Source organism: Streptomyces sp. NBC_00210 (genome assembly GCF_045160975.1).
Taxonomy (GTDB): Bacteria; Actinomycetota; Actinomycetes; order Streptomycetales; family Streptomycetaceae; genus Streptomyces.
The window spans coordinates 7,852,216-7,875,688 of sequence record NZ_CP108120.1 but is presented as its reverse complement, the minus strand read 5'-3'; the positions used below and the strand labels follow the sequence as shown (position 1 = coordinate 7,875,688).

The following is a 23,473-nucleotide window of genomic DNA, read 5'->3' as shown; positions in this document are numbered from 1 at the left end:
CGGGCTGCTTCCGGTCTCGGCCACAGTGGGGCGAGATCACTGCCGCGCAGCCACTGACCGCAGACATCAGGGAGCCTCGTATGCCTGACACCGCACCTGGAACGTCCGGACCGCGCGTCGACTGGGCGAACTTCCAGAACGAGATCTACGCCGCCGGGCTGTTCGGCGGCGCAGTCCCCCGGCTGCCCACCGATCTGGCTCAGTTGGAGGAGCTGGCCTCGCGCAGGCTGCCACCAGGGCCGGTCGGCTATGTCGCGGGCAGCGCCGGTGACGGCAGTACGGCCAGGGCCAACCGGGAGGCGCTGGACCGGCTGCGGATCGTGCCGCGCATGCTGCGCGATGTCGCCGAACGGGATCTGACTGTCGACCTGTTCGGCACCCGGCTGCCCGCGCCGCTGGCTCTCGCCCCGGTCGGCGTCCAGTCGATCATGCACCCCGACGCGGAGCCGGGCGCGGCCCGTGCCGCGGCGGCTGTGGGCGTCCCGTACACCACCTCGTCGGCATCGAGCGTCCCGATGGAGGAGATCGCCGCTGCGGCCGGGGACGCGCTGCGCTGGTTCCAGCTGTACTGGCCCAAGGACCGCGAAGTCGCGGTCAGTTTCCTCGACCGCGCCCGGGCCTGCGGCTACTCCGCACTGATCGTCACGCTGGACACCTGGCTGCTGTCGTGGCGGCCGCGCGATCTCGACCAGGCGTATCTGCCGTTCCTGCGCGGGGTCGGCACCGCCAACTACTTCTCCGATCCCGCCTTTCAGGCCGGGCTCGCCAAACCGGTGGCCGAGGATCCGGGCGCGGCAGTCCAGCACTTTCTGCGGATGTTCGCCGATCCGACGAAGACCTGGGACGACCTGGGTTTCCTGCGTGAGCACTGGGACGGCCCGATCGTGCTCAAGGGCATCCAGCACCCGGACGACGCGCGGCGCGCGGCCGACTCGGGCATGGACGGGATCGTGGTCTCCAACCACGGTGGCCGACAGGTCAGCGGCGCGGTCGGGTCCGCAGCAGCGCTGCCGGGAATCGTCTCCGCAGTCGGCGACCGCCTCACGGTCCTCTTCGACAGCGGCATCCGCTCGGGTGCGGACATGCTCAAGGCCCTCGCTCTGGGAGCGCAGGCCGTGCTGCTCGGCCGACCCTATGTGTACGGCCTCGGGCTGGACGGCCAGGCGGGAGTGGACCATGTCATCCGCAGCATGCTGGCGGACTTCGACCTCACGCTGGCCCTGTCCGGGTACACCTCGCCCGGTCAGCTCACGCCCGACGCGCTGACTCCTCGCGACTGACCTCGCCGGCGCGCCGTCCAAAAGCCTCGTGCAGATCCTGCGCCGCTCTCGGCACCGCACCCGAGGGTGCGGCGCTGGGTGACGAGCAGCACCTGGGGGCTGACGTCGGCGAGCGGCCGGTACAGGATCGGCCGACGCCCGCCGGCGCCTGGTACGAGGACGCCCGGCGGAGAGCGGAACGGTCTGGAGATCCATCCGAACCTCCGGGCGGGCATCTGGTGCGGGGCGGCGCCGGAACCACGCTGGTCGGCAGCCATGAGGAGGTCGCCGACCCGCGGCGCCCACGGCCCGCTGACCCGGCACCCGCCGATCCGGCCCGGCGTCCGCTGACCCGGCCCGGCGTCCGGCTCAGCCGCGGGCAGGCTCGTCGGCTCCGGCGGAGCGAATCTCGTCGAGGTGCAGCTCCACCCAGCCGCGCAGCTGCCCCAGCGGCACGGCGACGCCTCGCCCCAGCTCGGTCAGTTCGTACTCGACGTGCAGCGGCACGGCCGGATAGACCGTGCGGTCGACGAAGCCGTGGAGCTCCAGCCTGCGCAGGGTGTTGGTCAGCACCTTGGGACTGACACCCTGGAGCCGCCGCTGCAGCGAGCCGAAGCGCTGCGGCCCCTCCCCCATGGCACCGATGGCCAGCGCCGACCACTTGCTTGCCAGGACGTCCAGGACATCACGGCACGGGCATTCCGCCGCGAACACATCGTGATCGTCGTGCTGCCCCGTCGTGCAGGGAATGGACATGAACGTGCCTCCGGTACGGCTGTGACCTCGATGCTTCCCCTTGGATAGTAGTAGCCCTTGCGGGTTACCACTACCCCACGGGTAGCTTTCAGGCGTCGATGATCAGCCGACCGGGCCGTGCGTCCGCGCCCCGGCACTTCATGCAGGAGAACCCCCATGAGCAGTGAGACCATGCGCGCGATCACCCAGGACAGCTTCGGCGGGCCCGAGGTACTGCGCCTTGCCGAGGTGCCGCGGCCCGCGCCGCTGCCCACCGAGGTGCTGGTGCGGGTGCGCTCCGCGGGTGTGAACCCGGTGGACTGGAAGACCCGTGAGGGCGGCGGCATGGCGCAGGTGCTGGGCGAGCCGCCGTTCGTCCTCGGCTGGGACGTGTCCGGCGTCGTGGAGGAGGTCGGCTTCGGCGTCCATACGCTCGAGGTCGGCGACGAGGTCTACGGCATGCCGTGGTTCCCGCGCCAGGCCGGTGCGTACGCGGAGTATGTGACCGCGCCCGCACGGCAGTTCGCGCGCAAGCCCGCAGCCGTCGACCACGACCGTGCTGCCGCGGTGCCGTTGGCCGCGCTCACCGCCTGGCAGGCGCTCGCCGACGCCGCACGGATCGAGGCAGGTCAGCGGGTGCTGATCCACGCGGCAGCGGGCGGCGTGGGGCACTTCGCCGTGCAGTTCGCCAAGCACTTCGGCGCGCACGTCATCGGCACCGCGCGGGCCGCCAAGCACGACTGGCTGCGCTCGCTCGGCGCCGACGAGCTGATCGACTACACCCGGGCCCGCTTCGAGGACGCGGTGCACGACGTCGACCTCGTCATCGACCTGGTCGGCGACGGGCACGACTCGACCAGCACGCGTTCGCTGAAGACCCTGCGCCCCGGCGGCACGATCGTCGCGGTTCCGTCCGGTGTCTCCCCCGAACTGCTGGAGGCAGCCGGCGCACAGGGCCTGCGGGCCAAGCCCTTCCTGGTGGAGCCGGACGGCGCGGCGCTCACCAAGATCGCCGCACTGATCGACAAGGGCGCGGTGAGCGTCGAGGTCGAGGACGTGCTGCCACTGGCGGACGCCGCCGAGGCGCACCGCCGGGGCGAGGAGGGCCGCACCCGCGGCAAGCTGGTGCTGCGCGTCACCGACTGAGATTGAGTTTCGGCCTGGGGGCGCCGACGTGACGCCGGCTTCCACCCCCCTCATCCGCCAGAGGTAACTCCCCCGCCGCGTTGGCCACGAGAGCCGGAGCGCAGCGCAAGGGCGCACCATATGGCCACCGCCGTCAGCGCGGCCGCGGCCATCGGACCCAGCACCGGCGCCTCCGGCCGCCAGCCCAGCGAGAGCCGGGTGCCCAGGATGGTGAGCACGGCAGCGATCCCCTCCGGGGCGTAGACCGGCACCCTGGCGGCGGCAGCCCGCAGTACGGCTGCCGCCGCCAGGCCGATCACGGTCCAGGCGACCAGATACGGCCACACTGCCCCCGGAGCGGCGGGCGGCAGCCCGTATTCCTTGGGGCCGACACGGAACAAGGCGCCGGCCCAACCCACGCCCACCCCGAGGACGGTGATGCCCGCCACCCACAAGGCGTGGCGCCACAGCGGGCCGGGTCGCACGGCCCCTTCGTAGTCGTCAGGGCTGGTGGGGTCGAGGAGTTCGATCATGCCCACAAGGACGCGGCCCGGCGGCCGTACGTTGCCCCCTGTCGTGGCCGTTCTCGGACTCTCTTCGCCTTTCGGGCTGATCGCGCCGGCAACTGGGTAATCTTCCTACGGGAGTTACGGGGGGGGTGGATCATGGCGGATGAGCAGAGTCACGGCCGCACTTGGCTGACAGCCCGCCAAGCCGCCGCGGTGTGTCGCGTGCGTCGAAGCTGCGTCCATGGGGTCGCCGCAGCTCAAGGGATACGGTGCGAGACGCGGACGGGCTACGGCACGTGGGGACCGAGCACATCGCGGGTGTATCACGCCGGGGATGTGCTGGACCTGGCTGATGCCCTCGGCAACGGCACAGCATCCATCGACCCGAGGTGGCGGACCGATACCCGTCAAGGGCGGCAGGCCCAGCTGCGTGAGCTGCTCGCGGGATGCGGGTGCCTCCTGTTGATCGTGCTGGTGTTCGTCGCGCTGGTCGTGTGGGGGCTCTCCACCGACGAGACAGGCGGCGAGCCCTCTTACTGGCATTGAACCTTCGGGCGCCTCAGCCCAGCAGGGAGAGCTTTCCGACGAGCTTGCTCACCTGGTTGCGCGGGCCGACGAGACTGATCGCGTGGTACGTCAGATCCTCGATCTTCGTCCCGGCGAGACGGTCGAGATACTCGTCGTACACCCGTGTGCTCTGGGCGTGTTCGGGCATGTCGACGATGAAGAAGCCGTCCGTCGCCCCGGCCTTCTCGCGCAGCGCGCGGACGGTCTCGGCGTCGGCGGCGAGCACCGAGCAGCCCGCCCAGGGCAGGCCCGGGTGGACGGTGCCCGAGCCGTCGTGGCCGTGGTCGCCGAGCAGGTCGGGCAGGGCCTTGCCGACGGCCGCGGCCAGGCATGCCGCGGCGTTCGCCGCCCGCCCGGCGGGCAGCTTCTGGTCGATGACGATGACCCACTTCAGCGTGGCCTGGCGGGTCGACAGATCGGTACGTACTTCAGCGCTGGGCAGCCGTGTGGCAGCCGCGTCGTTCTGAACGGTCATACTTCGGAACGCTAGGCAATAGTGCTTACACTTAATAGATCTGCCGAACTTCATCAGGTCAAGAGGCGATTTCATGGAACTTGATGCGCTCGACTGGGCTCTGCTGCGGGAGCTGCAGCACGATGCACGGCAGACCAACCGCGATCTGGCCGCCAAGACCGGTGTCTCCCCCTCCACCTCGCTGGAGCGCGTCAAGGCGTTGCGCGAGCGTGGCGTCATCGGCGGCTATCACGCGGCACTCGAGCTGGCGGCGGTCGGCCGCCCGGTCCAGGCGCTGATCTCGGTCCGGATCAGACCGCCGTCACGCCCGGTCATCGAGGGCTTTCGCGAGTGGGCCGCCCAACTGCCGGAGACCATCGGCCTCTTCGTCACTTCGGGGCCGTACGACTTTCTCATCCACGTCGCGGTCCCGGACGTCAACGGCCTGTACGCGTTCGTCATCGACCGGCTGACCGAGCGCCGCGAGGTCGCGGACGTGCAGTCGACGATGGTCTACGAGCATGTGCAGTCCCGGTCCATCACCGCACCGGCCGAGCGCACCCAGCGCCCGAAGCAGCGCCCCAGGTAGCGGCGACGGTCGTCTCACACACGGCGGTTCGAGCAGTACTGCTCGACGAGCATGATGAACGTGATGACGAGGCTGTTCTCGCTGGACCGGCTGTCACTGCCCGGCCTGGTGGGATTCAGGGCCGTGCCAGAGCGTGGTGATGTTGCAGAACTCGCGAATGCCGTGGCCCGACAGCTCCCTGCCGTAACCGGAGCGCTTGGCGCCGCCGAAGGGCAGCGCCGGGTGGGAGGCAGTCATTCCGTTGAAGAAGACACCGCCCGCCTCCATGTCCCGCGCGAACCGCTGTACCTCCTCTTCGTCGCGCGTCCACACATTGGAACTCAGCCCGAAGGGCGTGTCGTTGGCGCGTTCGACCGCCTCTTCGAGGCCGCTGACCCGGTAGACCGTGGCGACCGGGCCGAAGGCCTCCTCGTGGTGGATACGCATCTCGGCGGTGATGTCGGTGAGGACGGTGGGCTCGTAGTACCAGCCCCGGTCCCACTTCTCGGGGCGCCGTGCTCCGCAGCGGGCCGTGGCGCCGCGGCGCAGGGCGTCCTCGACGAGCTCTTCGAGGTCCGCGCGGCCCTGTTCGCTGGAGAGCGGGCCGATGTCGGTGGATTCCTGCATCGGATCGCCCAGCGTCAGCGCACTCATGCCGGCCGTGAAGCGCTCGCAGAAGTCGTCGTACACCTGCTCATGGACGATGAAGCGCTTGGCCGCGATACAGGACTGGCCGTTGTTCTGCACCCGGGCGGTCACCGCGGTGCTTGCCGCCTTCTCGACGTCGGCCGACGGCATCACGACGAAGGGATCGCTGCCGCCGAGCTCCAGTACGGTCTTCTTCACCTCGTCGCCCGCGATCGCCGCGACGGAGCGGCCGGCCGGCTCGCTGCCGGTCAGCGTCGCGGCGGCCACCCTGGGGTCGCGCAGGATGGCCTCGACCGCGCCGGATCCGACGAGCAGCGTCTGGAAGCACCCCTGCGGGTATCCGGCGCGCTGAAAGAGGTCCTCAAGATAGAGGGCGGTCTGCGGCACGTTCGATGCGTGCTTGAGCAGACCTACGTTGCCCGCCATCAGGGCGGGGGCGGCAAAGCGTACGACCTGCCAGAGCGGGAAGTTCCACGGCATCACGGCCAGCACGACGCCGAGCGGACGGTAGCGGACAGTCACCCGGGAGGCTCCGGAGTCCTTGACGTCGGCGGGCGAGGGGTGCTCGTCGGCAAGGAGCTCTTCGGCGTGTCCCGCGTACCAGCGCATCGCCTTGGCACACTTCGCGGCCTCCGCGACGGCGGCCTTGATCGGCTTGCCCATCTCGGTGGTCATGGTGCGTGCGATGTCGTGCTGGTCCTGCTCCAGCAGTTCGGCGGCGCGGATCAGCAGGTGCGCCCGGTCGCCGAATCCCCTGGTGCGATGGTCCCCGAAGGCGGTCACGCCGAGTGCCAGACGGCGCTCGATCTCCTCGGGGCCGAGCGGGTCGAAGGTCTTGAGTGTCTCGCCGGTTGCGGGATTCACCGTGGCGATGGGCATGGCTCTTCCTCCTCGGCTATCCGCTGCGGCTCTCGAGAAGCAGCTGGACGTCCTTTTCCTGGTCGCCGGCGGCCATCCCTCGCTCCCGTACGGCAAAGGCGTCGCCCAGCGTCTCGGTCAGCTTGTCCACTCCCCAGTAGGTGCCCTGCAGATCGACCTTGACGGGCGCGGTCAACTGCACCGGTCCGGGCTTGGCGTGCGAGCGCGAGACCTCGAAGGTCGAGGTCCACACGGTCGTGTGCGCGTCCGAGGTGTCGTGGGAGGTGTCGTGGGTGGTGTACTGCGGGGCGTCCTCGTCCTCGCGGTCCGAGGCGAAGGACTGGTGCAGCAGGCGGAAGACGGTGTGGGCATCCTCCTTCGCGCAACTGCTCAGCGTCACGACGACCGGCGTCGTGTACTCCTGTGTGCGGTTCACGGTGTTTCCTGTCTCTCGGGGTCGTGCTCCAGCGGCAGCGGCGGTTCGAACACGCCCATCGCTTCCTCCAGCTCCTCCAGCGCACTCGCGGCCCGGCTCTCGAAGGGGCGCCTCCTCCAGACTCACCCGGTCGGGCACCGTGTGCGACCGGGCTTCAGCCGGACGGCTCGTCCGGGACCGGCTGATCGGGCAGGTCCTGGGGACCTGGGTGTCGTCTTCCGTCTCCTTCGTCGCGCGGTCGGTCGGCCGGTGGTCGGTCATGATCGTTCTCCTTGCCTCCCTCTGACCCCGGCCGGGCCCGGCGAAGCGCCTGCGTCGCAATGAGCAAGATCCGAAAGCCACCCTCTGGACGCGCGGAGCGGCGGTTCAGCCGGAGGCGAGGTCGCCGTAGTCCCCGCGCGGCGCCGGTGCCGACGGTCGGTGCCGGGACCAGCGGAAGAGGACGAGGGACGCCACCGCGGCCAGGGCGCACCAGGTGGAGACGAACTCCAGTCGCCACAGCAGCGCGCAGGCCACCGCCCCGGCCCCGACGATGACGCCGAGCAGCCGCAGCGCCGGATCGCCGCCGAGCAGCAGGGAGCCGACGGTGGCCAGCAGATACCCCGCGATGATCAGCGGGGAGTGCGGCAGGCCCAGGACATAGCCGAGGGTGTGCCCGCGGATCTCGGCCGTCACGGAACGGGTGGCCAGGCAGTATGCGAGGACCGCGGCGGTCGCGAGCCCGGCGGCGAGCGGAATGACCAGCCGGGGCCTGGCGCGGGCCGGCGCGGCGAGGAGTACGCCGAGCGGCACCCACACCGGTAGCAGGGGCAGGGCGATGACCGCCCAGGCGAGGGTGGCGGGGCCCGTACCCCCGCCGGAGCGCCAGACGACCGACTCGATGATTTGATGCGCTCCGAGGAGCAACGGCAACGCGGCGAGCGGCAGATCGCGCATTCGGCGCACCTGCCCGACGCCGGCCACTCCGATCGCGGCGATGCAGGTGCCCGCCATGAGGTCGGCTGTCGCGCTCCAGCACATGAGGCCAAGCTATATCGGGTCATCGGGATTGGCCGGGCGGTCGCCCGGCCTCGCCGTGACTCAGGCCGCCGGCGGTTCGTGCAGACCGAAGGGCGAGCCCTGGTCGTCGTGGCAGAGCTTGAAACGGCCGAAGCGGGCGACCGTCTCGTCGTCGTCGCCCGCGTCGAAATCGTCGACCGTGCCGCCGAGTTCACGCACCCTCTCGAGCGCGGCCTTCATGTCGTCGACCCGGAAGAAGAGATACGGACCGGCGCCGGGGTCGCCGCCGTGCACTCCGCCGGGGACATTGGGCGTACTGATCGCATAGCCGCCGCCCTCCGTCGGGCCGGGCTCGAAGATCCAGCCGAACAGGCCGCTGTAGAACGTGCGGGCCGCCTCGAAGTCGCCCACGCCCAGTTCGAAGAAGGAGATCTCACCGGCCATCGCGGGTCCCGCCTTCCGTAGGCACTGCCGGGCCGTGGCCTGTCGACCCAACCTGTCCAGCGACCCGGTCCGTCGACCGTGTCCATCCCACCGTACGGCCGCCCCCGTACGGCCGCCCCCGTACCCACTGCACCGCACCGCTGCACCCGCCCGTCACGCCCCCGGATGATCTCCGTGGTGACGCCGGCGATGTCGACCGCCCCCACCGCCCCTGCCGTACGCCGAAGCGGAGCCGGCGCGGTGGCCGCCGCACCCGCACCGGATAGGCCATCGCGCCGCAAGGATCAAGAGAGCTCCGGAGAGTGCAAGGTCACAGCCTTCTCCCCTGCTGCACGTATGCGAGCTTGACCTAGCATCTGAGCATGACGGTCCTCCCCGACGACGGGTTCTCATTGGCCGCCGAATTCCCGGATGCGACCCACGAGCAGTGGCAGCGGCTGGTGGCCGGCGTGCTTCGCAAGGCAGGCAGGGACGCGCCGGACACGGCGGCCGAGGACGTGCTGTCCACGGCCCTGGAGGACGGGCTCACCACCCGTCCCCTGTACACCGCACACACGGCACGCAACGGCGCAGGCGGCGCCGGATATCCGGGCTTCGCCCCCTTCACCAGGGGCGGCAGGCCCGAGGGCGGTGCGGTCTCCGGCTGGGACGTACGCCAGCGCCACGACCGGCCGGATCCGGCCCGTACGAACGAAGCCGTGCTCGCGGACCTGGAGAACGGGGTCACCTCGATCTGGCTGTCCGTCGGCGCAGCAGGTGTACCCCTGTCCGGGCTCGCCACGGCACTGGACGGCGTCTATCTCGACCTCGCCCCCGTCGTACTGGACGCGGGGGACGAATTCGACGCCGCCGCCCGCGAGTTGCTGCGGCTGTACGACGAGCGGGGGGTGGCTCCCGAGGCCGCGCTCGGCAACCTCGGCGCCGACCCGCTCGGGCACGCCGCCCGCACCGGACAGTACGGGGACGTCGCCGACCGCACGGCCGCCGCGACAGATCTCGCTCAGCTCTGCCACCAGAGGTACCCCGGGCTGCGGGCGCTGACGGTGGACGCGCTGCCGTACCACGAGGCCGGCGCCTCGGCCGCCCAGGAACTGGGTTGCTCGCTGGCCACCGGCGTCGCCTGGCTGCGTGCCCTCACCGCTGCCGGTCTCTCGGTGGAAGCGGCCTGCGGCCAGCTGGAGTTCCGCTACGCGGCCACCGCCGACCAGTTCCTCACCATCGCCAAGCTGCGCGCGGCCCGCAGGCTCTGGGCCCGGGTGACCGAGGTGTGCGGCGCCGCCGGTGCACAGCGCCAGCACGTGGTGACATCGCCGGTGATGATGACCCGCCGCGACCCCTGGGTGAACATGCTGCGCACCACGGTCGCCTCGCTCGCCGCCGGTGTCGGCGGTGCCGATGCCGTGACCGTGCTGCCCTTCGACCACGCCATCGGGCTGCCGGACGGCTTCGCCCGGCGCATCGCGCGCAACACCTCGACGATTCTCATGGAGGAATCGCATGTGGGCCGGGTCATCGACCCGGCCGGCGGCTCCTGGTACGTGGAGCAGCTCACCGACGAACTCGCCCACGCGGCCTGGACCTGGTTCCAGGAGATCGAGCGCGCAGGTGGCCAGCAGGCCGCGCTGCGCGGCGGTCTCGTCTCCGAACGGATCGGCGCCGGCTGGGAGAGCCGTACGAAGAACCTGGCCAAGCGGCGCGAACCGGTCACCGGGGTGAGCGAGTTCCCGCTGCTCTCCCAGGCTCCGGTCGAGCGCGACCCGGCGCCCGCCGCACCGTCCGGCGGACTGCCGAAGGTGCGACGCGACGAGGCCTTCGAGGCGCTGCGCGCCCGCTCGGACGCCCATCTCGCCGCCACCGGCGCCCGCCCGCGCGTCTTCATCGCCGCCCTCGGCCCGGCCGCCGCGCACACCGCACGCGCCTCCTTCGCCGCCAACCTCTTCCAGGCGGGCGGCATCGAACCGGTCCACGACCCGGTCCGGGTCGACGCGGCCTCGGTCGGTGAGGCCTTCACCGCCAGTGGGGCGAGCGTGGCGTGCATCTGCTCCAGCGACGCGCTCTATGCCGAGCAGGCCGCACCGGTGGCCGAGGCGCTCACGGCGGCGGGCGCGCTGCGGGTCTTCCTCGCCGGCCGTCCCGGCGAACAGCGAGAGACGTATGTACGGGCCGGAGTCGACGAGTTCGTCGTCGCTGGCGGCGACGCGGTCGCCGTCCTGACCTCCGTCCTCGACCGGATCGGAGTGGCGTGATGCGGACCCCTGACTTCTCGATCCCCGACTTCTCGGAGATCGAACTCGGTTCCGGCGGCGTGTCCGGGGTCGACGAGGACCAGTGGCGTACGGCGGTCAAGGAGTCCACCGGCAAGGGCGCCGCGGACCTGGTGTGGGACACGCCCGAGGGCATCCCCGTCAAGCCGCTGTACACCGGGCAGGATCTGGCCGGTCTCGACTTCCTCGGGACATACCCGGGCATCGCACCGTACCTGCGCGGTCCGTACCCGACGATGTACGTCAATCAGCCGTGGACGATCCGTCAGTACGCGGGCTTCTCGACCGCCGAGGAGTCGAACGCCTTCTACCGGCGCAACCTCGCGGCCGGGCAGAAGGGTCTGTCGGTCGCCTTCGACCTGCCGACCCACCGCGGCTACGACAGCGACCACCCCCGGGTGACGGGCGATGTCGGCATGGCCGGTGTGGCCATCGACTCGATCTACGACATGCGGCAGCTCTTCGACGGCATTCCGCTGGACCGGATGAGTGTGTCGATGACGATGAACGGGGCCGTGCTGCCCGTTCTCGCGCTGTACATCGTGGCCGCCGAGGAGCAGGGCGTACCGCCCGAGAAGCTGGCCGGGACCATCCAGAACGACATCCTCAAAGAGTTCATGGTCCGCAACACCTACATCTATCCGCCCAAGCCCTCGATGCGGATCATCTCGGACATCTTCGCGTACACCTCGCAGAAGATGCCCCGCTACAACTCCATCTCCATCTCCGGCTATCACATCCAGGAGGCCGGAGCGACGGCCGATCTGGAGCTGGCATACACCCTCGCCGACGGCATGGAGTATCTGCGGGCCGGGATCGACACGGGGCTGGACGTGGACGCTTTCGCGCCCCGGCTTTCGTTCTTCTGGGCGATCGGCATGAACTTCTTCATGGAGGTCGCCAAGCTGCGGGCCGCGCGGCTGCTGTGGGCGAAGCTGGTGAAGACGTTCGACCCGAAGAACTCCAAGTCGCTCTCGCTGCGTACCCATTCGCAGACCTCGGGCTGGTCGCTGACGGCGCAGGACGTCTTCAACAACGTGACCCGTACGTGTGTGGAGGCGATGGCCGCCACCCAGGGGCACACGCAGTCGCTGCACACCAACGCGCTGGACGAGGCGCTGGCGCTGCCGACGGACTTCTCCGCGCGGATCGCCCGCAACACCCAGCTGCTCCTCCAGCAGGAGTCGGGGACCTGCCGGGTCATCGACCCGTGGGGCGGCAGTGCGTACGTCGAGAAGCTCACCCACGACCTCGCTCGCCGTGCCTGGCAGCACATCGAGGAGGTCGAGGCGGCCGGCGGCATGGCGCAGGCCATCGACGCCGGCATCCCGAAGCTGCGCATCGAGGAGGCCGCGGCCCGTACACAGGCTCGTATCGACTCCGGACGCCAGCCGGTCATCGGCGTGAACAAGTACCGTGTCGAGACCGACGAGCAGATCGATGTGCTCAAGGTCGACAACTCCTCGGTGCGCGCCCAGCAGATCGAGAAGCTGCGGCGGCTGCGGGCAGAGCGCGACGAGAACGCCTGCCAGGACGCGCTGCGCGCGCTGACCGCCGCGGCCGAGGCGGGTCCGGGCCCCGGTCTTGAGGGCAATCTGCTGGCGCTCGCGGTGAGCGCGGCACGTGCGATGGCGACGGTCGGCGAGATCTCCGATGCCCTGGAGAAGGTGTACGGACGGCACTCGGGGCAGATCCGTACGATCTCCGGTGTGTACCGGAACGAGGCAGGGACGTCACCCGCGGTGGAGAGTACCCGCACCATGGTCGAGGAGTTCGAGGAGGCCGAGGGCCGCCGTCCGCGCATCCTGGTCGCCAAGATGGGCCAGGACGGCCATGACCGCGGCCAGAAGGTGATCGCCACGGCCTTCGCCGACCTGGGCTTCGACGTGGATGTCGGCCCGCTGTTCCAGACGCCGGAGGAGGTGGCCCGCCAGGCGGTCGAGGCGGATGTGCACATCGTCGGCGTCTCCTCGCTGGCCGCCGGGCATCTCACGCTCGTGCCGGCGCTGAAGGAGCAACTGGCCGCCGAGGGACGGGAAGACATCATGATCGTGGTGGGCGGCGTGATTCCGCCCCAGGACGTGGAGACACTGCACGAGGCGGGAGCCGCCGCGGTCTTCCCGCCCGGCACGGTGATCCCCGACGCCGCTCGGGACCTGGTGAAGACCCTGGCCGCCTCGCTCGGCCACGAGTTGTGAGACTGTGCCCCGGATGCCTCCCACGATCGACATCGACACCTATGTCAAAGGCGTGCGCGACGGGTCGCGGGCGCACATCGCCCGCGCCATCACTCTCGTCGAGTCAACGCGGGCCGATCACCGGGCGCTGGCCCAGCGGCTGCTGACCGAGCTGCTGCCCTACGCGGGCAACGCGCGGCGGGTCGGCATCAGTGGTGTGCCGGGCGTCGGGAAGTCCACCTTCATCGACGCACTCGGCACGATGCTCACCGGCCTGGGCCATCGGGTCGCGGTGCTCGCCGTGGACCCTTCCTCCACGCGTACGGGCGGCTCGATCCTGGGCGACAAGACGCGGATGGAGCGGCTGGCGGTGGACCCGGCGGCGTTTGTGCGCCCGTCGCCCACCGCGGGCACGCTCGGCGGGGTTGCCAAGGCGACCCGCGAGACCATCATCGTGATGGAGGCCGCGGGCTACGACGTGGTGCTGGTGGAGACGGTCGGGGTCGGCCAGTCGGAAACAGCCGTGGCCAACATGGTGGACTCCTTCCTGCTGCTCACGCTGGCCCGTACCGGCGACCAGCTCCAGGGCATCAAGAAGGGCGTCCTCGAGCTGGCCGACGTCATCGCGGTGAACAAGGCGGACGGTCCGCACGAGCGCGACGCCCGCGCGGCCGCCCGTGAACTCGCGGGTGCGCTGCGGCTGATGCACCCCGCCGACGCTGCCTGGACTCCCCCGGTGCTGTCCTGCAGCGCGCGGGAGAGCACGGGGCTCGACACGCTGTGGGAGCGTGTCGAACAGCACCGCTCGCTGCTCGACTCGACCGGCAGGCTCGCCGCCAAGCGCCGCGACCAGCAGATCGACTGGGCCTGGACGATGGTCCACGACGAGCTGCGGGACCGGCTGCGCAGCCATCCCGGTGTACGTGCCCTCACGCCCGGCCTCGAACAGCAGGTGCGGGACGGGCAGTTGACGGCGACGCTCGCCGCCGACCGGATTCTGGACGCTTTTCAGCAGCCGCGCTAGCGCGGTCCCGGCGGCGGGTGCCGGCTGCGCCCACCCCCGGGACCGGGCGGCTTCAGTCGTACTCCAGTCCTCACCCAGGTCGAGTACCCCTTGACAGGTGACCAAATGGTCACCTATTTTTTGTGGTGTGGACGAAGTGTTCAAGGCACTGGCCGACCCGACCCGGCGCAGCCTCCTCGACGAGCTCTTCCGGGAGGACGGGCAGACGCTCAGCGCACTCGAGGCGCGGTTCGGCATCAGCCGCTTCGGGGTGATGAAGCACCTCAAGCAGCTCGAGGAAGCGGGCCTCGTAGTGACCAGGCGGCGAGGCCGCGAGAAGCTCCACTTCCTGAACCCCGTCCCTATCCGGCTCGTCCACGACCGGTGGGTGAGCAAGTACGCGGAACCCTGGGCCGCTGGCCTCAGTGGCCTCAAAAGCCGACTGGAGAGCCCCATGGAAAAGATCTTCGAGATTTACATCCGCACCACCCCGGAACGCCTGTGGCAGGCGATCACCGACCCCGAGATCAGAAGCAAGTACAACTTCGGCGCGCGGGTCACGGCGGACTGGAAGCCCGGCGGGCACTTCGAGATGAGTTCCCCCAAGGCCGACGGCCTGCTCGGCGAGGGCGAGATCCTCGAGATCGATCCACCGCGCCGGCTCGTCCAGAGCATGGTGGCGCTCTGGAGCGACGAGGTGAAGAGCGAGGGTACGTCCAGGGTCACCTGGGAGATCGAGCCCGTCGGCGACTCCTGTCGGCTGGTCGTCACCCACGACCAACTGCGCGAGGGCGCGAACGACGAGCTCTACGGCGGCTGGCCGATGATCCTCTCCGGCCTGAAGACCTGGCTGGAGACGGGCGAGCTGCTCACCACGCCGGGATCACTGATGTACTCCTAGGAAGGCCCGGACTGGACCGCCTACGGCGACCGGCTTTTCCGGTACGACTGTGCGCGGCGGCACCCGCACCGGAAAAGCCGTCGCGTCACGTCACGAAGCGCCCGACTGCCCGATGCGCAGGCCGGAGCCCACCACACGGGCCCTGATGCCCTCGCGCTCGACGGTGATGTCCCGCAGGTTCAACTCGCTGAGCGAGCGGGGCAGTTCGAAGGAGAGCGACAGCCGCTCCGAGAGCTCCGGAGGCTTTAGAGCGAGCAGCGCCTCGACGAGGCCGGGGTCGACGCCCACCTTCCGCAGCAGCTGCGGGTGCTCGATCACCACGTCGACGAGATTGACCTTCATCAGCCGCTCGATGAACTTCGGGGCGTTGGTGAGCCGGTGGAGCTCCTCCTCGCTCCGCAGCGCCCTGCTCACCTGTTCCTTGGGCACTCCGAGCCGGTCGATCACCGCGGGCACCGCGAGCAGTCCCTTCAGCCGGGCCGCTTCCCGGCTGATCTGCTCGGCCGCCTCGCGGTGCAGCCGCAGACCGGAGTGTTCCGGGTCCTTGCCCGGCCGGTAGGTGGCCACGCGCGGGATGTCGAGCTCCATGCCGTCGATGGTGGTGGTCAGCGCCCGGCCGTTGTCGCGCCTGATGCGCGCCTGGGCCCGTACGCGCAGATCCTGGCCGGCGACCGCGAGTTCGCCGTTGACGCGCACCGCGTCGGGACCGCTGCCGGTGAACTTCAGCTGTGAGGCGCCCAGTTCACGGTTGAGGTCGTCGAAGGAGAGCAGCACCTCACCGTCGAGCCTTCCGACGACGGCGCCCTTGATCGAGGTCGGCGCGTCCCCAACGATACGTACATCCTTGACGGTGGCCCGTACCTCGGCCAGCGAGACCCGGTCGGCGGAGACGTCGGGCACGGTGACGTCGACCTGGTCGATCCGCTCGTCGAGCAGCTGAGTGAGGAAGGGGAAGCCGTGGATGTCGACCTCGGGCCTGGTGGCGAGCCCGAGCGACTGCTGAAGCTTGTCCGCGGCCTTGGTCTGTGCGTACGCCTCGGCGAGGCGGTCGGCGAGCAGCAGACAGAGGGTGCACACCAGGGTCGCGAGGGTCACCTTCACCACCGCGGGCAGCGCGGCGAATCGGCTCCTGCCCCGATGGTTGGGCGGCGACCAGTCGTCATCGTCGTCGAGGTCCGAGGTGAGCCCGAGTTCCAGCGGATCTCTGGGGACGTAGTTCGCGTAGTCCGGTTCCGGATCTGCCAGTTGAGCGAGCTCTTCGTATGGATTTCGGGAATGCGCTGATATGCGTGTGGGGGGTCGCATCGCCTCATCCCACCACGCGGACCACCCTCGAACGCAAGTCCTACCGGGTCTGCGTAATGGTTCAAGCCAATAAGTGACCACGAACTCCCTGGTGGCCGCGGTGTTCAGTGATCGGATTCACTCCCGCCGAGGCCGTCCATTCGGTTGGCATTCCCGTCGGCGCGCCATTGCGCGGCGGCGAGCCCGCCGCCTGCTCGTTAGGCTCGGTGCATGGTCACTTCGCACGTCCTCACCTGGGAAGTCACGGAGAGCCAGGGATACGAGACCTCATGGATCGAGTTCCGTGGCACGACCCTCCAGGCCCACGGACGTGCGGTCGGGACCCGGCCGGAGGTGTACTGGCTCTCCTACGACCTCGACACGGGCGAGGACTTCGTGACCCGTGAACTGCATGTGCGGGCTGCGACGGCCATGGGTTCGCGCGAGCTGCGGCTGCTGCACGACGGGGACGGCCGGTGGACCGCGAACAAAGAGCATGTGCCCCAGGTCGACGGCGCGCTCGACTGCGATCTCGGACGGTGTCCGCTCACCAACACCATGCCGGTGCTGCGGCACGGTCTCCAACTGGCGCCGGGCGAGCGGACGTTCCTGACGGCCTGGGTCTCGGTACCGGATCTGACCGTGCACGCGTCACGGCAGACCTACACCCACCTCGCGCGCACCGAGAGCGGTGCGCGCATCCGGTTCGCATCGGGCGACTTCCGCAGGGACATCGAGTTCGACGCGGAGGGCCTTGTGGTCGACTATCCGGGGCTGGCGCACCGGCATGCGCCGGTGGCCACCACAGGTGATCACCAGCGCAGCATCGGCAACGGCGTTCGACGAGGCAGAACTGAAGGTGGTTGAGGTATGAGGCTCACGGTCCTCGGCGGCGGCGGTTTCCGGCTGCCGCTGGTGTACGGCGCGCTGCTCGGCGATCACGCCGACGGCCGCATCACCGAGGTGACCCTCCACGACCTGGACGCCGGGCGGCTGACCGCGATCGCGCGAGTCCTCGCCGACCAGGCGCACGGCGTGCCGGACGCCCCGCGTGTCACGGTCACCACCGACCTCGACGAGGCGCTGCGCGGCGCCGACTTCATCTTCTCCGCCGTCCGCGTCGGCGGCCTCGAAGGCCGCGCGGCCGACGAGCGGATCGCCCTGGCCGAGGGCGTCCTGGGCCAGGAGACGGTCGGCGCCGGAGGCATCGCGTACGGACTGCGCACGGTGCCGGTCGCCGTCGACATCGCGCGCCGTGTCGCCCGGCTGGCCCCCGACTCCTGGGTCATCAACTTCACCAACCCGGCCGGCCTGGTCACCGAGGCCATGGCCCGCCACCTCGGCGACCGCGTCATCGGCATCTGCGACTCGCCGGTCGGGCTCGGTCGCCGGGTCGCCCACGCTCTCGGCGCGGACCCCGGCACGGCGTGGCTGGACTACGCCGGCCTCAATCACCTCGGCTGGCTGACCGGGCTGCGCGTCGAGGGCCGCGACGAACTGCCCCGGCTGCTTGCCGACCCCGAGCTGCTCGGCTCCTTCGAGGAGGGCAGACTCTTCGGCCCCGACTGGCTCAGGTCCCTCGGCGCGATCCCGAACGAGTACCTGCACTACTACTACTTCAACCGGGAAACGGTACGCGCCTACCAGGACGCGCGGCAGACCCGCGGGGCTTTCCTCCATCAGCAACAGGCGCGGTTCTACGCGGAGATGGAGCGCCCCGACGCCCCGGCCCTGAAGACCTGGGACCGCACCCGCGCCGAGCGCGAGGCCACCTATATGGCACACAACCGCGAGGCGGCCGGAGCGGGCGGACGCGACCCCAGTGATCTGGAGTCCGGCGGCTACGAAAAGGTGGCGCTCGCGCTGATGCGGGCCATCGCGCACAACCAGCGCACCACGCTCATCCTCAACGTCCGCAATCGCACGACCCTGTCCATGCTGGACGAGGAGGCGGTCGTCGAGGTGCCCTGCTTTGTCGACGCGAACGGTGCGCACCCCGCCCCCGTCGCCCCGCTCCCGCTGCACGCCACCGGCCTGGTCTGCGCCGTCAAGGCCGTCGAGCGCGAAGTACTGGCCGCCGCCCGGAGCGGCTCGCGCGCGAGGGCGGTGAAGGCTTTCGCCCTGCATCCCCTCATCGACTCGGTGACCGTCGCCCGCCGTCTCGTCGACGGCTACACCGGCGTCCACCCCGCGCTCGCGTATCTGAGGTAGGAGCCGCACATGCACGACGAACGCCGCCGCATCGAGGATCGCGTCGAGCGCTTCCTTCAGCAGCGCATCAAGACGGCCGTCCACTCGGCCTCGCTCCCCCTCGACGTCGCCGCCTGGGCGGCTCCCGACGAGCCCGTGCCGCTCGCCGAGGCCGCGGCACAGACGTACGCACCGTTCGCGATGGGGACCCGTGGGGCCCGCCCTGGGGCACGACCTGGTTCCGGGTCCGCGGCGAGGTGCCCGCCGAGTGGGCGGGCAGCCGCGTCGAGGCCGTCTTCGACCTCGGCTTAGTCGGCGACCGGCCCGGCAACCAGGCCGAGGCCCTGGTCCACACCGTGGACGGCAGTCCGCTCAAGGCGGTCAATCCGCAGAACCAGTACGTCCCGGTCGCCCGCCCTGCCGTGGGCGGGGAGCGGATCGACTATCTCGTCGAGGCCGCGTCCAACCCGGACATCCTCGCCAACGGATTTCGCGGCCCGACCCCGCTCGGCGACAAGGCCACCGCCGGCCGAGGAGTACGACGAGTTCGTCTTCGCCTGCTCGCAGGAGCGAGCGCTGCCGGGCGAGTCCGTGACCGTGAGGGAAGGCGAAGTGCTGGTGACGCTGCGGCCGTTCCAGATTCTGACGCTACGGCTCTCGCGGACGTAGGGGTGTCTTTCGGCCCCTTACGACTGGGCGCGGCGGCGGAGGAGTACGGACACGCCCACAGCGACCAGCGCGAGCACGGCGGCGGCCCCGCCGGCGATGATGGCGGGCTCATTGTCCTGACCGGCCGCCGACGTTGCGGCCTGCCGCCCGGCAGGCTCGACGACGACGGGGGCGTTGCTCGGCTGTGCCTGGGCCGGCGGACTGCTCTGCTGTCCCTGTTCCTGTTCCTCGGCAGGCGGACCGCTCTGCTGTCCCTGGGCGGACGGATCGCTCTGCTGCCCGCCGCCCGCCTGCCCATCGTGCTGTGCCGCGCCGTCACCCTGCATGACCACGTCTGAGCACGAGTAGTAGGTGTCCGGCGTGCTGCTGTTCCGCCATACCGTGTACAGCACATGACGGCCGGTCAGATCGGCCGGGAGCCGACCGGAGATCCGGTACGCACCGCCCTTGAGCTCCGGATCGGTGACCGTGGCGAAAGGCTCCGCCGCCAGATCGTCCCACCGCAGCGGCGCGCCCGGATCGTAGCCCTGCTTGGTGAGATACAGACTGAACGTCCCTTTGTGCGGGATGGTCGACTGATAGGTGAGGGTGAAGTCGGCACCCGCCTTCAGCGGCGTGGCCGGCCAGTCCTTACGGGCGATGTCCAGACCGGCATACGCGTCGAGGCCCGCGCTGCACAGCTGCCCGTCCGGGATGAACTCGCGGTCCCTGCCCCGGACATCGGCGACCCGCAGGTTGTCCCAGGCCTCGAACTCCGCCCCTCCGTTGGCGTCGACGGCTGCCCGGCACGCGGCCGACGCGTGCTGCGAGCCCTCCGGGCTGCACGCGGCAACCCGGCTGACGGGATCGGTCGGCGCACCGTGTGCCCGGGCGGGCCCTGCGGCCACGATCGTGAGCGCCAACGGCACGACACCGGCGAGCGCGGTGGCAGCGGCAATGCGATGATGAGTCATGCGCGGCAGGCCTCCTGAGTGGGCTCGACAGGCTGCCGTGTATTACGACGGAACCCGGCGGAGCGTTCACCGCGGAGTCAAACGCTCCGGACACGGACGACAAACGCCGGGAACATCCGTGCAGCCGTGGCCGGTTGTGTCCCCGCGCTCTACCGGAGCGCCCGCATGTCCGATAGAGGTTCCTGCGCGCACACCTGTCCCCAGCCCGCGGAGGTACGCCACATGGCCCAAGGACGGAGCAGCACCACCACACCGGGAAAGAGCCGGTTCGACGACATCTACAACGAGCCCGACCCTCGCGCCTACTTCCGCCGGCTCGCGCCCCTGCGGTACGAGATTCCGCACCACGCCCAGGACGTCTTCCGGCGCGCCCGCGCCGAGCGGGCCGCCGCCCACGGCGCTGGCGCCCCCGTCACGGTGCTCGACCTGTGCTGCTCGTACGGCATCAACGCCGCCCTTCTCAATCACCACCTCACGCTCTCCGAGCTGTACGCGCACTACACCGGCCCCGAGGCCGAGCGCCTCACCCCCGACGAACTCATCGAGCGGGACAAGGAGTTCTACGCCACCCGGCGGCGCGCGGACGCGACCCCGGTCATCGGCCTCGACGCCGCCGGACAAGCCGTCCGCTACGCCGTGGCGGTCGGCCTGCTCGACGAGGCGTACGCCGAGAACCTGGAGCACCGTCCACCGAGCCACGGGCTGCGCCGCGCCGTCGCCGGCGCCGGGCTGATCACGGTCACCGGAGGCATCGGGTACATCACCCACCGGACCTTCGATTCCCTGCTCGACTGCGCCGGGCTGCCCCTCTGGGTGGCCGCATTCGTACTGCGCACCGTTTCCTACCAGCCGGTGATCACCTGTCTGGCCGACCACGGCCTGCTCACCGAGACGGCCGCGCAGACCTATCCGCAGCGCCTGTTCACCGGACCGGCGGAACAGCGCAACGCCATCGAACAGACCCTGCTCGCCGGTCACAACCCCGCCGGTCTTGAGACGAGAGGCCGCTACTACACCCAGCTCTACCAGTCCCGGCCCCGCACTGCGTGGGCGCATATGAGGACCAATAGCTAGAATTCGAACATGGGAGAACGGCCTGCCGCGCCTACTGCGCCCGAGCTCGTCCTCGAAACCGACACGGGCTTCACCGTGATGAGCCCGAGCCGGGATTACCACGTCGGGCGCGACCCCTTGTGCGACATCGTCATCGACGATGCCCGGGTGTCCTGGCACCACGCCGTGCTGCGGCCCGATGACGGCCACTGGACGCTCGAGGACGAGAACAGCACGAACGGCACATTCGCCGACGGCAGGCGGATCCACGAGTGGGGGGTGGGTCCCGGCAGCGTCATCCGGTTCGGCAGTCCCGCCGACGGCCCGCGGGCAGTGCTCGTGGGCCGGAAGCCGTCGCGGGTGGCTGACCGTCCGTCGGCCGTCTCGATGCCGTCGGCGACCGGGACCTTCCGGGCGCCGACGACGATACGGCCGCTGCCCGCCCGCACGGTACGCATCGGCCGGGGCACCGACAACGACCTGGTCATCGACGATCTGGTCGTCTCACGCCGGCACGCGGAGCTGCAGGCGCTCCCGGACGGCACATACGAGATCGTCGACCTCGGCTCGCACAACGGCACCTTTCTGAACGGTCAGCCGGTCGACCGGGGCCAGGTCGGGGCCGGTGACATTGTGGGCATCGGCCACTCCGCGTTCTGCCTGGTCGGCGACCAGTTGCAGGAATACGTCGACACCGGTGAGGTCTCGCTCGACGTGCAGGACCTCGCGGTCTCGGTGGACCGGGGCCGTAAGACACTGCTCGACCATGTCTCGTTCCCCGTCGGCCAGAAGTGCCTGCTCGCCGTGGTGGGACCGAGCGGCGCCGGAAAGTCGACGCTCCTCAACGCGCTGACCGGGCTCCGGCCCGCCGACCAGGGCACCGTCCTCTACGACGGCCGCGACCTGTACCGCGACTACGCGGAGTTGCGCCAGCGCATCGGCCTCGTGCCGCAGGACGACATCCTGCACTCGCAGCTGAGTGTGCGCCGGGCGCTGGCATACGCCGCCGAGCTGCGTTTTCCCCAGGACACCGCGAAGGCGGAGCGCCAGGCCAGGGTCGCCGAGGTGGTGCGCGAACTGGGCCTGGAGCAACGGGCCGCGCAGCCGATCCACAGCCTGTCGGGCGGCCAGCGCAAGCGGGTCAGCGTGGCCCTGGAGCTGCTGACGAAGCCGTCGCTGCTCTTCCTCGACGAGCCGACCTCGGGGCTCGACCCCGGCATGGATCGCTCGGTGATGCATATGCTCCGCGGCCTCGCCGACGACGGGCGTACGGTCATCGTCGTCACGCACAGTGTGCTCAGTCTGGAGGTGTGCGACAGGTTGCTGGTCCTCGCACCCGGCGGCCGCATCGCCTACTACGGGCCGCCTGACGACGCGCTCGCGTTCTTCGGCTTCGAGCAGTGGCCGGAGGCGTTCGAGGCCTTCGAGAACGACCGCGAGCGGGACTGGGCGGGGACGTATCGCGAGTCCCCCTTCCATCGACAGTACATCTCGAACTCGACGGCGCAGCCGCAACTGCCACCCGCCGCGGCCTCGGGCTTCGTCCCGCCGCCGCCGAAGGCGCAGAGCTGGGGGGCGCAGCTGCGGACCCTGGTGCGGCGGTATGCGGCCGCACTCAGCGCGGACCGGACCTTCCTGATCATCATGATCGCGCTGCCGTTCGTGATGGGCGCGATGACCCGCGCGCTGGCGGGCAGCCGGCTCACCCAGGAGACGGCGATGAACGCGCTGCTCATCCTGTGTGTGGGCGGGGTGCTCACCGGCGCCGCGAATGCCGTACGGGAACTGGTCAAGGAACGGGTCATCTACCAGCGAGAACGGGCCGTCGGGCTGTCCAGATCCGCGTATCTGATGTCCAAGGTCGTGGTGCTGGGCACGATCACCGTGCTGCAGGCGGTGGTGCTCACGCTCGTCGGTCTGGTCGGCGTCGATCTGTCCGCACCGAACGGTGAAGGGGTGCTGATGCCGCCGCTGGCCGAGATCACCCTGGCCGTGGCGGTGCTGTCGTTCACGGCGATGATGCTCGGCCTGCTGGTCTCCGCGCTGGTGCGCAAGGAGGAGGTGACGATGCCGCTGCTGGTGCTCCTCGCCATCGTGCAGGTCGTGTTCTGCGGGGCGCTGCTGAAGCTGGACGGGGTGCCGGGGGTCGAGCAGCTGGCCTGGCTGGTGCCGTCCCGCTGGGCGCTCGGCGCGATGGCAGGGACGATCGGGCTGTCCCGCCTCGTTCCGGGCAAGTTGACGGCAGATCCGCTCTTCGAACACTCCACGGGGGTATGGCTGCTCAACGTGGGCATGCTGGTCGTGCTCTCCGTCGTCTTCGGATACGCGGTCGCCAAACTGCTGCGCCGCCATGAGCCCGCGATCATGCGGAAGTAGG

At 70.2% G+C, this 23,473-nt stretch carries 21 protein-coding genes and 1 pseudogene; 13 read left to right on the top strand and 9 right to left on the bottom strand.

The window, feature by feature from the left end:
- Positions 1 to 80: 80 nt before the first annotated feature.
- On the top strand, positions 81 to 1,280 hold the full coding sequence (locus tag OG729_RS35620; protein ID WP_405810099.1) for a lactate 2-monooxygenase: 1,200 nt from the start codon (positions 81 to 83) through the stop codon (positions 1,278 to 1,280).
- A 348-nt stretch (positions 1,281 to 1,628) separates the two neighbouring features.
- Here the strand turns inward: OG729_RS35620 and OG729_RS35615 are convergent, their stop codons facing one another.
- Positions 1,629 to 2,015, bottom strand: a complete 387-nt coding sequence (locus OG729_RS35615; protein ID WP_360877914.1) for a helix-turn-helix domain-containing protein — start codon at positions 2,013 to 2,015, stop codon at positions 1,629 to 1,631.
- Positions 2,016 to 2,171: 156 nt separating this feature from the next.
- On the opposite strand from OG729_RS35615, the gene OG729_RS35610 reads away from it, so the two are divergent.
- Entirely contained in the window at positions 2,172 to 3,140 is a 969-nt protein-coding gene (locus OG729_RS35610; RefSeq protein WP_405810097.1) for an NADP-dependent oxidoreductase, read from the top strand.
- Between the two features lie 50 nt (positions 3,141 to 3,190).
- Here OG729_RS35610 and OG729_RS35605 read toward each other — a convergent pair whose 3' ends face one another.
- On the bottom strand, positions 3,191 to 3,652 hold the full coding sequence (locus tag OG729_RS35605) for a hypothetical protein (protein WP_360877907.1): 462 nt from the start codon (positions 3,650 to 3,652) through the stop codon (positions 3,191 to 3,193).
- Positions 3,653 to 3,946: 294 nt separating this feature from the next.
- Here OG729_RS35605 and OG729_RS35600 point away from each other — a divergent pair, with 294 nt between their 5' ends.
- Positions 3,947 to 4,174, top strand: a complete 228-nt coding sequence (locus OG729_RS35600) for a hypothetical protein (RefSeq protein WP_360877904.1) — start codon at positions 3,947 to 3,949, stop codon at positions 4,172 to 4,174.
- A gap of 13 nt (positions 4,175 to 4,187) precedes the next feature.
- Here the strand turns inward: OG729_RS35600 and OG729_RS35595 are convergent, their stop codons facing one another.
- A complete protein-coding gene (locus OG729_RS35595) occupies positions 4,188 to 4,670 on the bottom strand; it encodes a DUF2000 domain-containing protein (protein WP_405810095.1) in 483 nt (160 codons plus the stop codon).
- A 73-nt stretch (positions 4,671 to 4,743) separates the two neighbouring features.
- Between OG729_RS35595 and OG729_RS35590 the strand changes: the two genes are divergently transcribed.
- Positions 4,744 to 5,238 carry an Lrp/AsnC family transcriptional regulator gene (locus OG729_RS35590; protein WP_360877897.1) on the top strand — a complete coding sequence of 165 codons (495 nt, stop codon included), beginning with the start codon at positions 4,744 to 4,746 and terminating at the stop codon, positions 5,236 to 5,238.
- Between the two features lie 93 nt (positions 5,239 to 5,331).
- Here OG729_RS35590 and OG729_RS35585 read toward each other — a convergent pair whose 3' ends face one another.
- The 4 genes from OG729_RS35585 to OG729_RS35570 form a co-directional block, all read right to left on the bottom strand.
- Positions 5,332 to 6,744 carry an NADP-dependent succinic semialdehyde dehydrogenase gene (locus OG729_RS35585; RefSeq protein WP_405810094.1) on the bottom strand — a complete coding sequence of 471 codons (1,413 nt, stop codon included), beginning with the start codon at positions 6,742 to 6,744 and terminating at the stop codon, positions 5,332 to 5,334.
- Between the two features lie 16 nt (positions 6,745 to 6,760).
- Positions 6,761 to 7,159 carry a hypothetical protein gene (locus tag OG729_RS35580; RefSeq protein ID WP_360877890.1) on the bottom strand — a complete coding sequence of 133 codons (399 nt, stop codon included), beginning with the start codon at positions 7,157 to 7,159 and terminating at the stop codon, positions 6,761 to 6,763.
- A 366-nt stretch (positions 7,160 to 7,525) separates the two neighbouring features.
- Positions 7,526 to 8,179, bottom strand: coding sequence for a DUF6629 family protein (locus OG729_RS35575; protein ID WP_405810092.1), 654 nt, complete (start codon positions 8,177 to 8,179; stop codon positions 7,526 to 7,528).
- Positions 8,180 to 8,239: 60 nt separating this feature from the next.
- Positions 8,240 to 8,602: a VOC family protein gene (locus OG729_RS35570; protein ID WP_405810090.1), complete on the bottom strand. Its 363-nt coding sequence runs from the start codon at positions 8,600 to 8,602 to the stop codon at positions 8,240 to 8,242.
- A gap of 362 nt (positions 8,603 to 8,964) precedes the next feature.
- Here OG729_RS35570 and OG729_RS35565 point away from each other — a divergent pair, with 362 nt between their 5' ends.
- The 4 genes from OG729_RS35565 (at position 8,965) to OG729_RS35550 (ending at position 14,947) form a co-directional block, all read left to right on the top strand.
- Positions 8,965 to 10,848 carry a methylmalonyl-CoA mutase family protein gene (locus OG729_RS35565; RefSeq protein WP_405810089.1) on the top strand — a complete coding sequence of 628 codons (1,884 nt, stop codon included), beginning with the start codon at positions 8,965 to 8,967 and terminating at the stop codon, positions 10,846 to 10,848.
- Positions 10,848 to 13,064: a methylmalonyl-CoA mutase gene (scpA, locus tag OG729_RS35560; protein WP_405810087.1), complete on the top strand. Its 2,217-nt coding sequence runs from the start codon at positions 10,848 to 10,850 to the stop codon at positions 13,062 to 13,064. Before OG729_RS35565 ends, scpA begins: the two co-directional genes overlap by 1 nt.
- A gap of 13 nt (positions 13,065 to 13,077) precedes the next feature.
- Positions 13,078 to 14,067, top strand: a complete 990-nt coding sequence (gene meaB / locus OG729_RS35555; RefSeq protein ID WP_405810085.1) for a methylmalonyl Co-A mutase-associated GTPase MeaB — start codon at positions 13,078 to 13,080, stop codon at positions 14,065 to 14,067.
- Between the two features lie 127 nt (positions 14,068 to 14,194).
- Positions 14,195 to 14,947 (top strand): ArsR/SmtB family transcription factor, encoded by a 753-nt coding sequence (locus OG729_RS35550; RefSeq protein ID WP_405810083.1) that lies wholly within the window; start codon positions 14,195 to 14,197, stop codon positions 14,945 to 14,947.
- Between the two features lie 90 nt (positions 14,948 to 15,037).
- Here the strand turns inward: OG729_RS35550 and OG729_RS35545 are convergent, their stop codons facing one another.
- Entirely contained in the window at positions 15,038 to 16,252 is a 1,215-nt protein-coding gene (locus OG729_RS35545; protein WP_360877864.1) for a DUF2993 domain-containing protein, read from the bottom strand.
- A 210-nt stretch (positions 16,253 to 16,462) separates the two neighbouring features.
- Between OG729_RS35545 and OG729_RS35540 the strand changes: the two genes are divergently transcribed.
- The 3 genes and pseudogenes from OG729_RS35540 to OG729_RS35530 form a co-directional block, all read left to right on the top strand.
- Positions 16,463 to 17,098 (top strand): putative glycolipid-binding domain-containing protein, encoded by a 636-nt coding sequence (locus OG729_RS35540; RefSeq protein WP_405810081.1) that lies wholly within the window; start codon positions 16,463 to 16,465, stop codon positions 17,096 to 17,098.
- Positions 17,099 to 17,101: 3 nt separating this feature from the next.
- On the top strand, positions 17,102 to 18,442 hold the full coding sequence (locus OG729_RS35535; protein ID WP_405810079.1) for a 6-phospho-beta-glucosidase: 1,341 nt from the start codon (positions 17,102 to 17,104) through the stop codon (positions 18,440 to 18,442).
- A 9-nt stretch (positions 18,443 to 18,451) separates the two neighbouring features.
- Positions 18,452 to 18,951 (top strand): annotated as a pseudogene (locus OG729_RS35530) (alpha-mannosidase 2C1); the annotation flags it as partial.
- Positions 18,952 to 19,107: 156 nt separating this feature from the next.
- Here the strand turns inward: OG729_RS35530 and OG729_RS35525 are convergent.
- Positions 19,108 to 20,043, bottom strand: coding sequence for a lytic polysaccharide monooxygenase (locus tag OG729_RS35525; RefSeq protein WP_405810077.1), 936 nt, complete (start codon positions 20,041 to 20,043; stop codon positions 19,108 to 19,110).
- A gap of 222 nt (positions 20,044 to 20,265) precedes the next feature.
- Between OG729_RS35525 and OG729_RS35520 the strand changes: the two genes are divergently transcribed.
- Both OG729_RS35520 and OG729_RS35515 read left to right on the top strand, forming a co-directional pair.
- Positions 20,266 to 21,117, top strand: coding sequence for a hypothetical protein (locus OG729_RS35520; protein ID WP_405810075.1), 852 nt, complete (start codon positions 20,266 to 20,268; stop codon positions 21,115 to 21,117).
- 9 nt (positions 21,118 to 21,126) lie between these two features.
- The gene (locus OG729_RS35515) at positions 21,127 to 23,472 is read left to right on the top strand and encodes an FHA domain-containing protein (protein ID WP_405810073.1); all 2,346 of its coding nucleotides are present in this window, start codon (positions 21,127 to 21,129) and stop codon (positions 23,470 to 23,472) included.
- Position 23,473 lies beyond the last annotated feature (1 nt).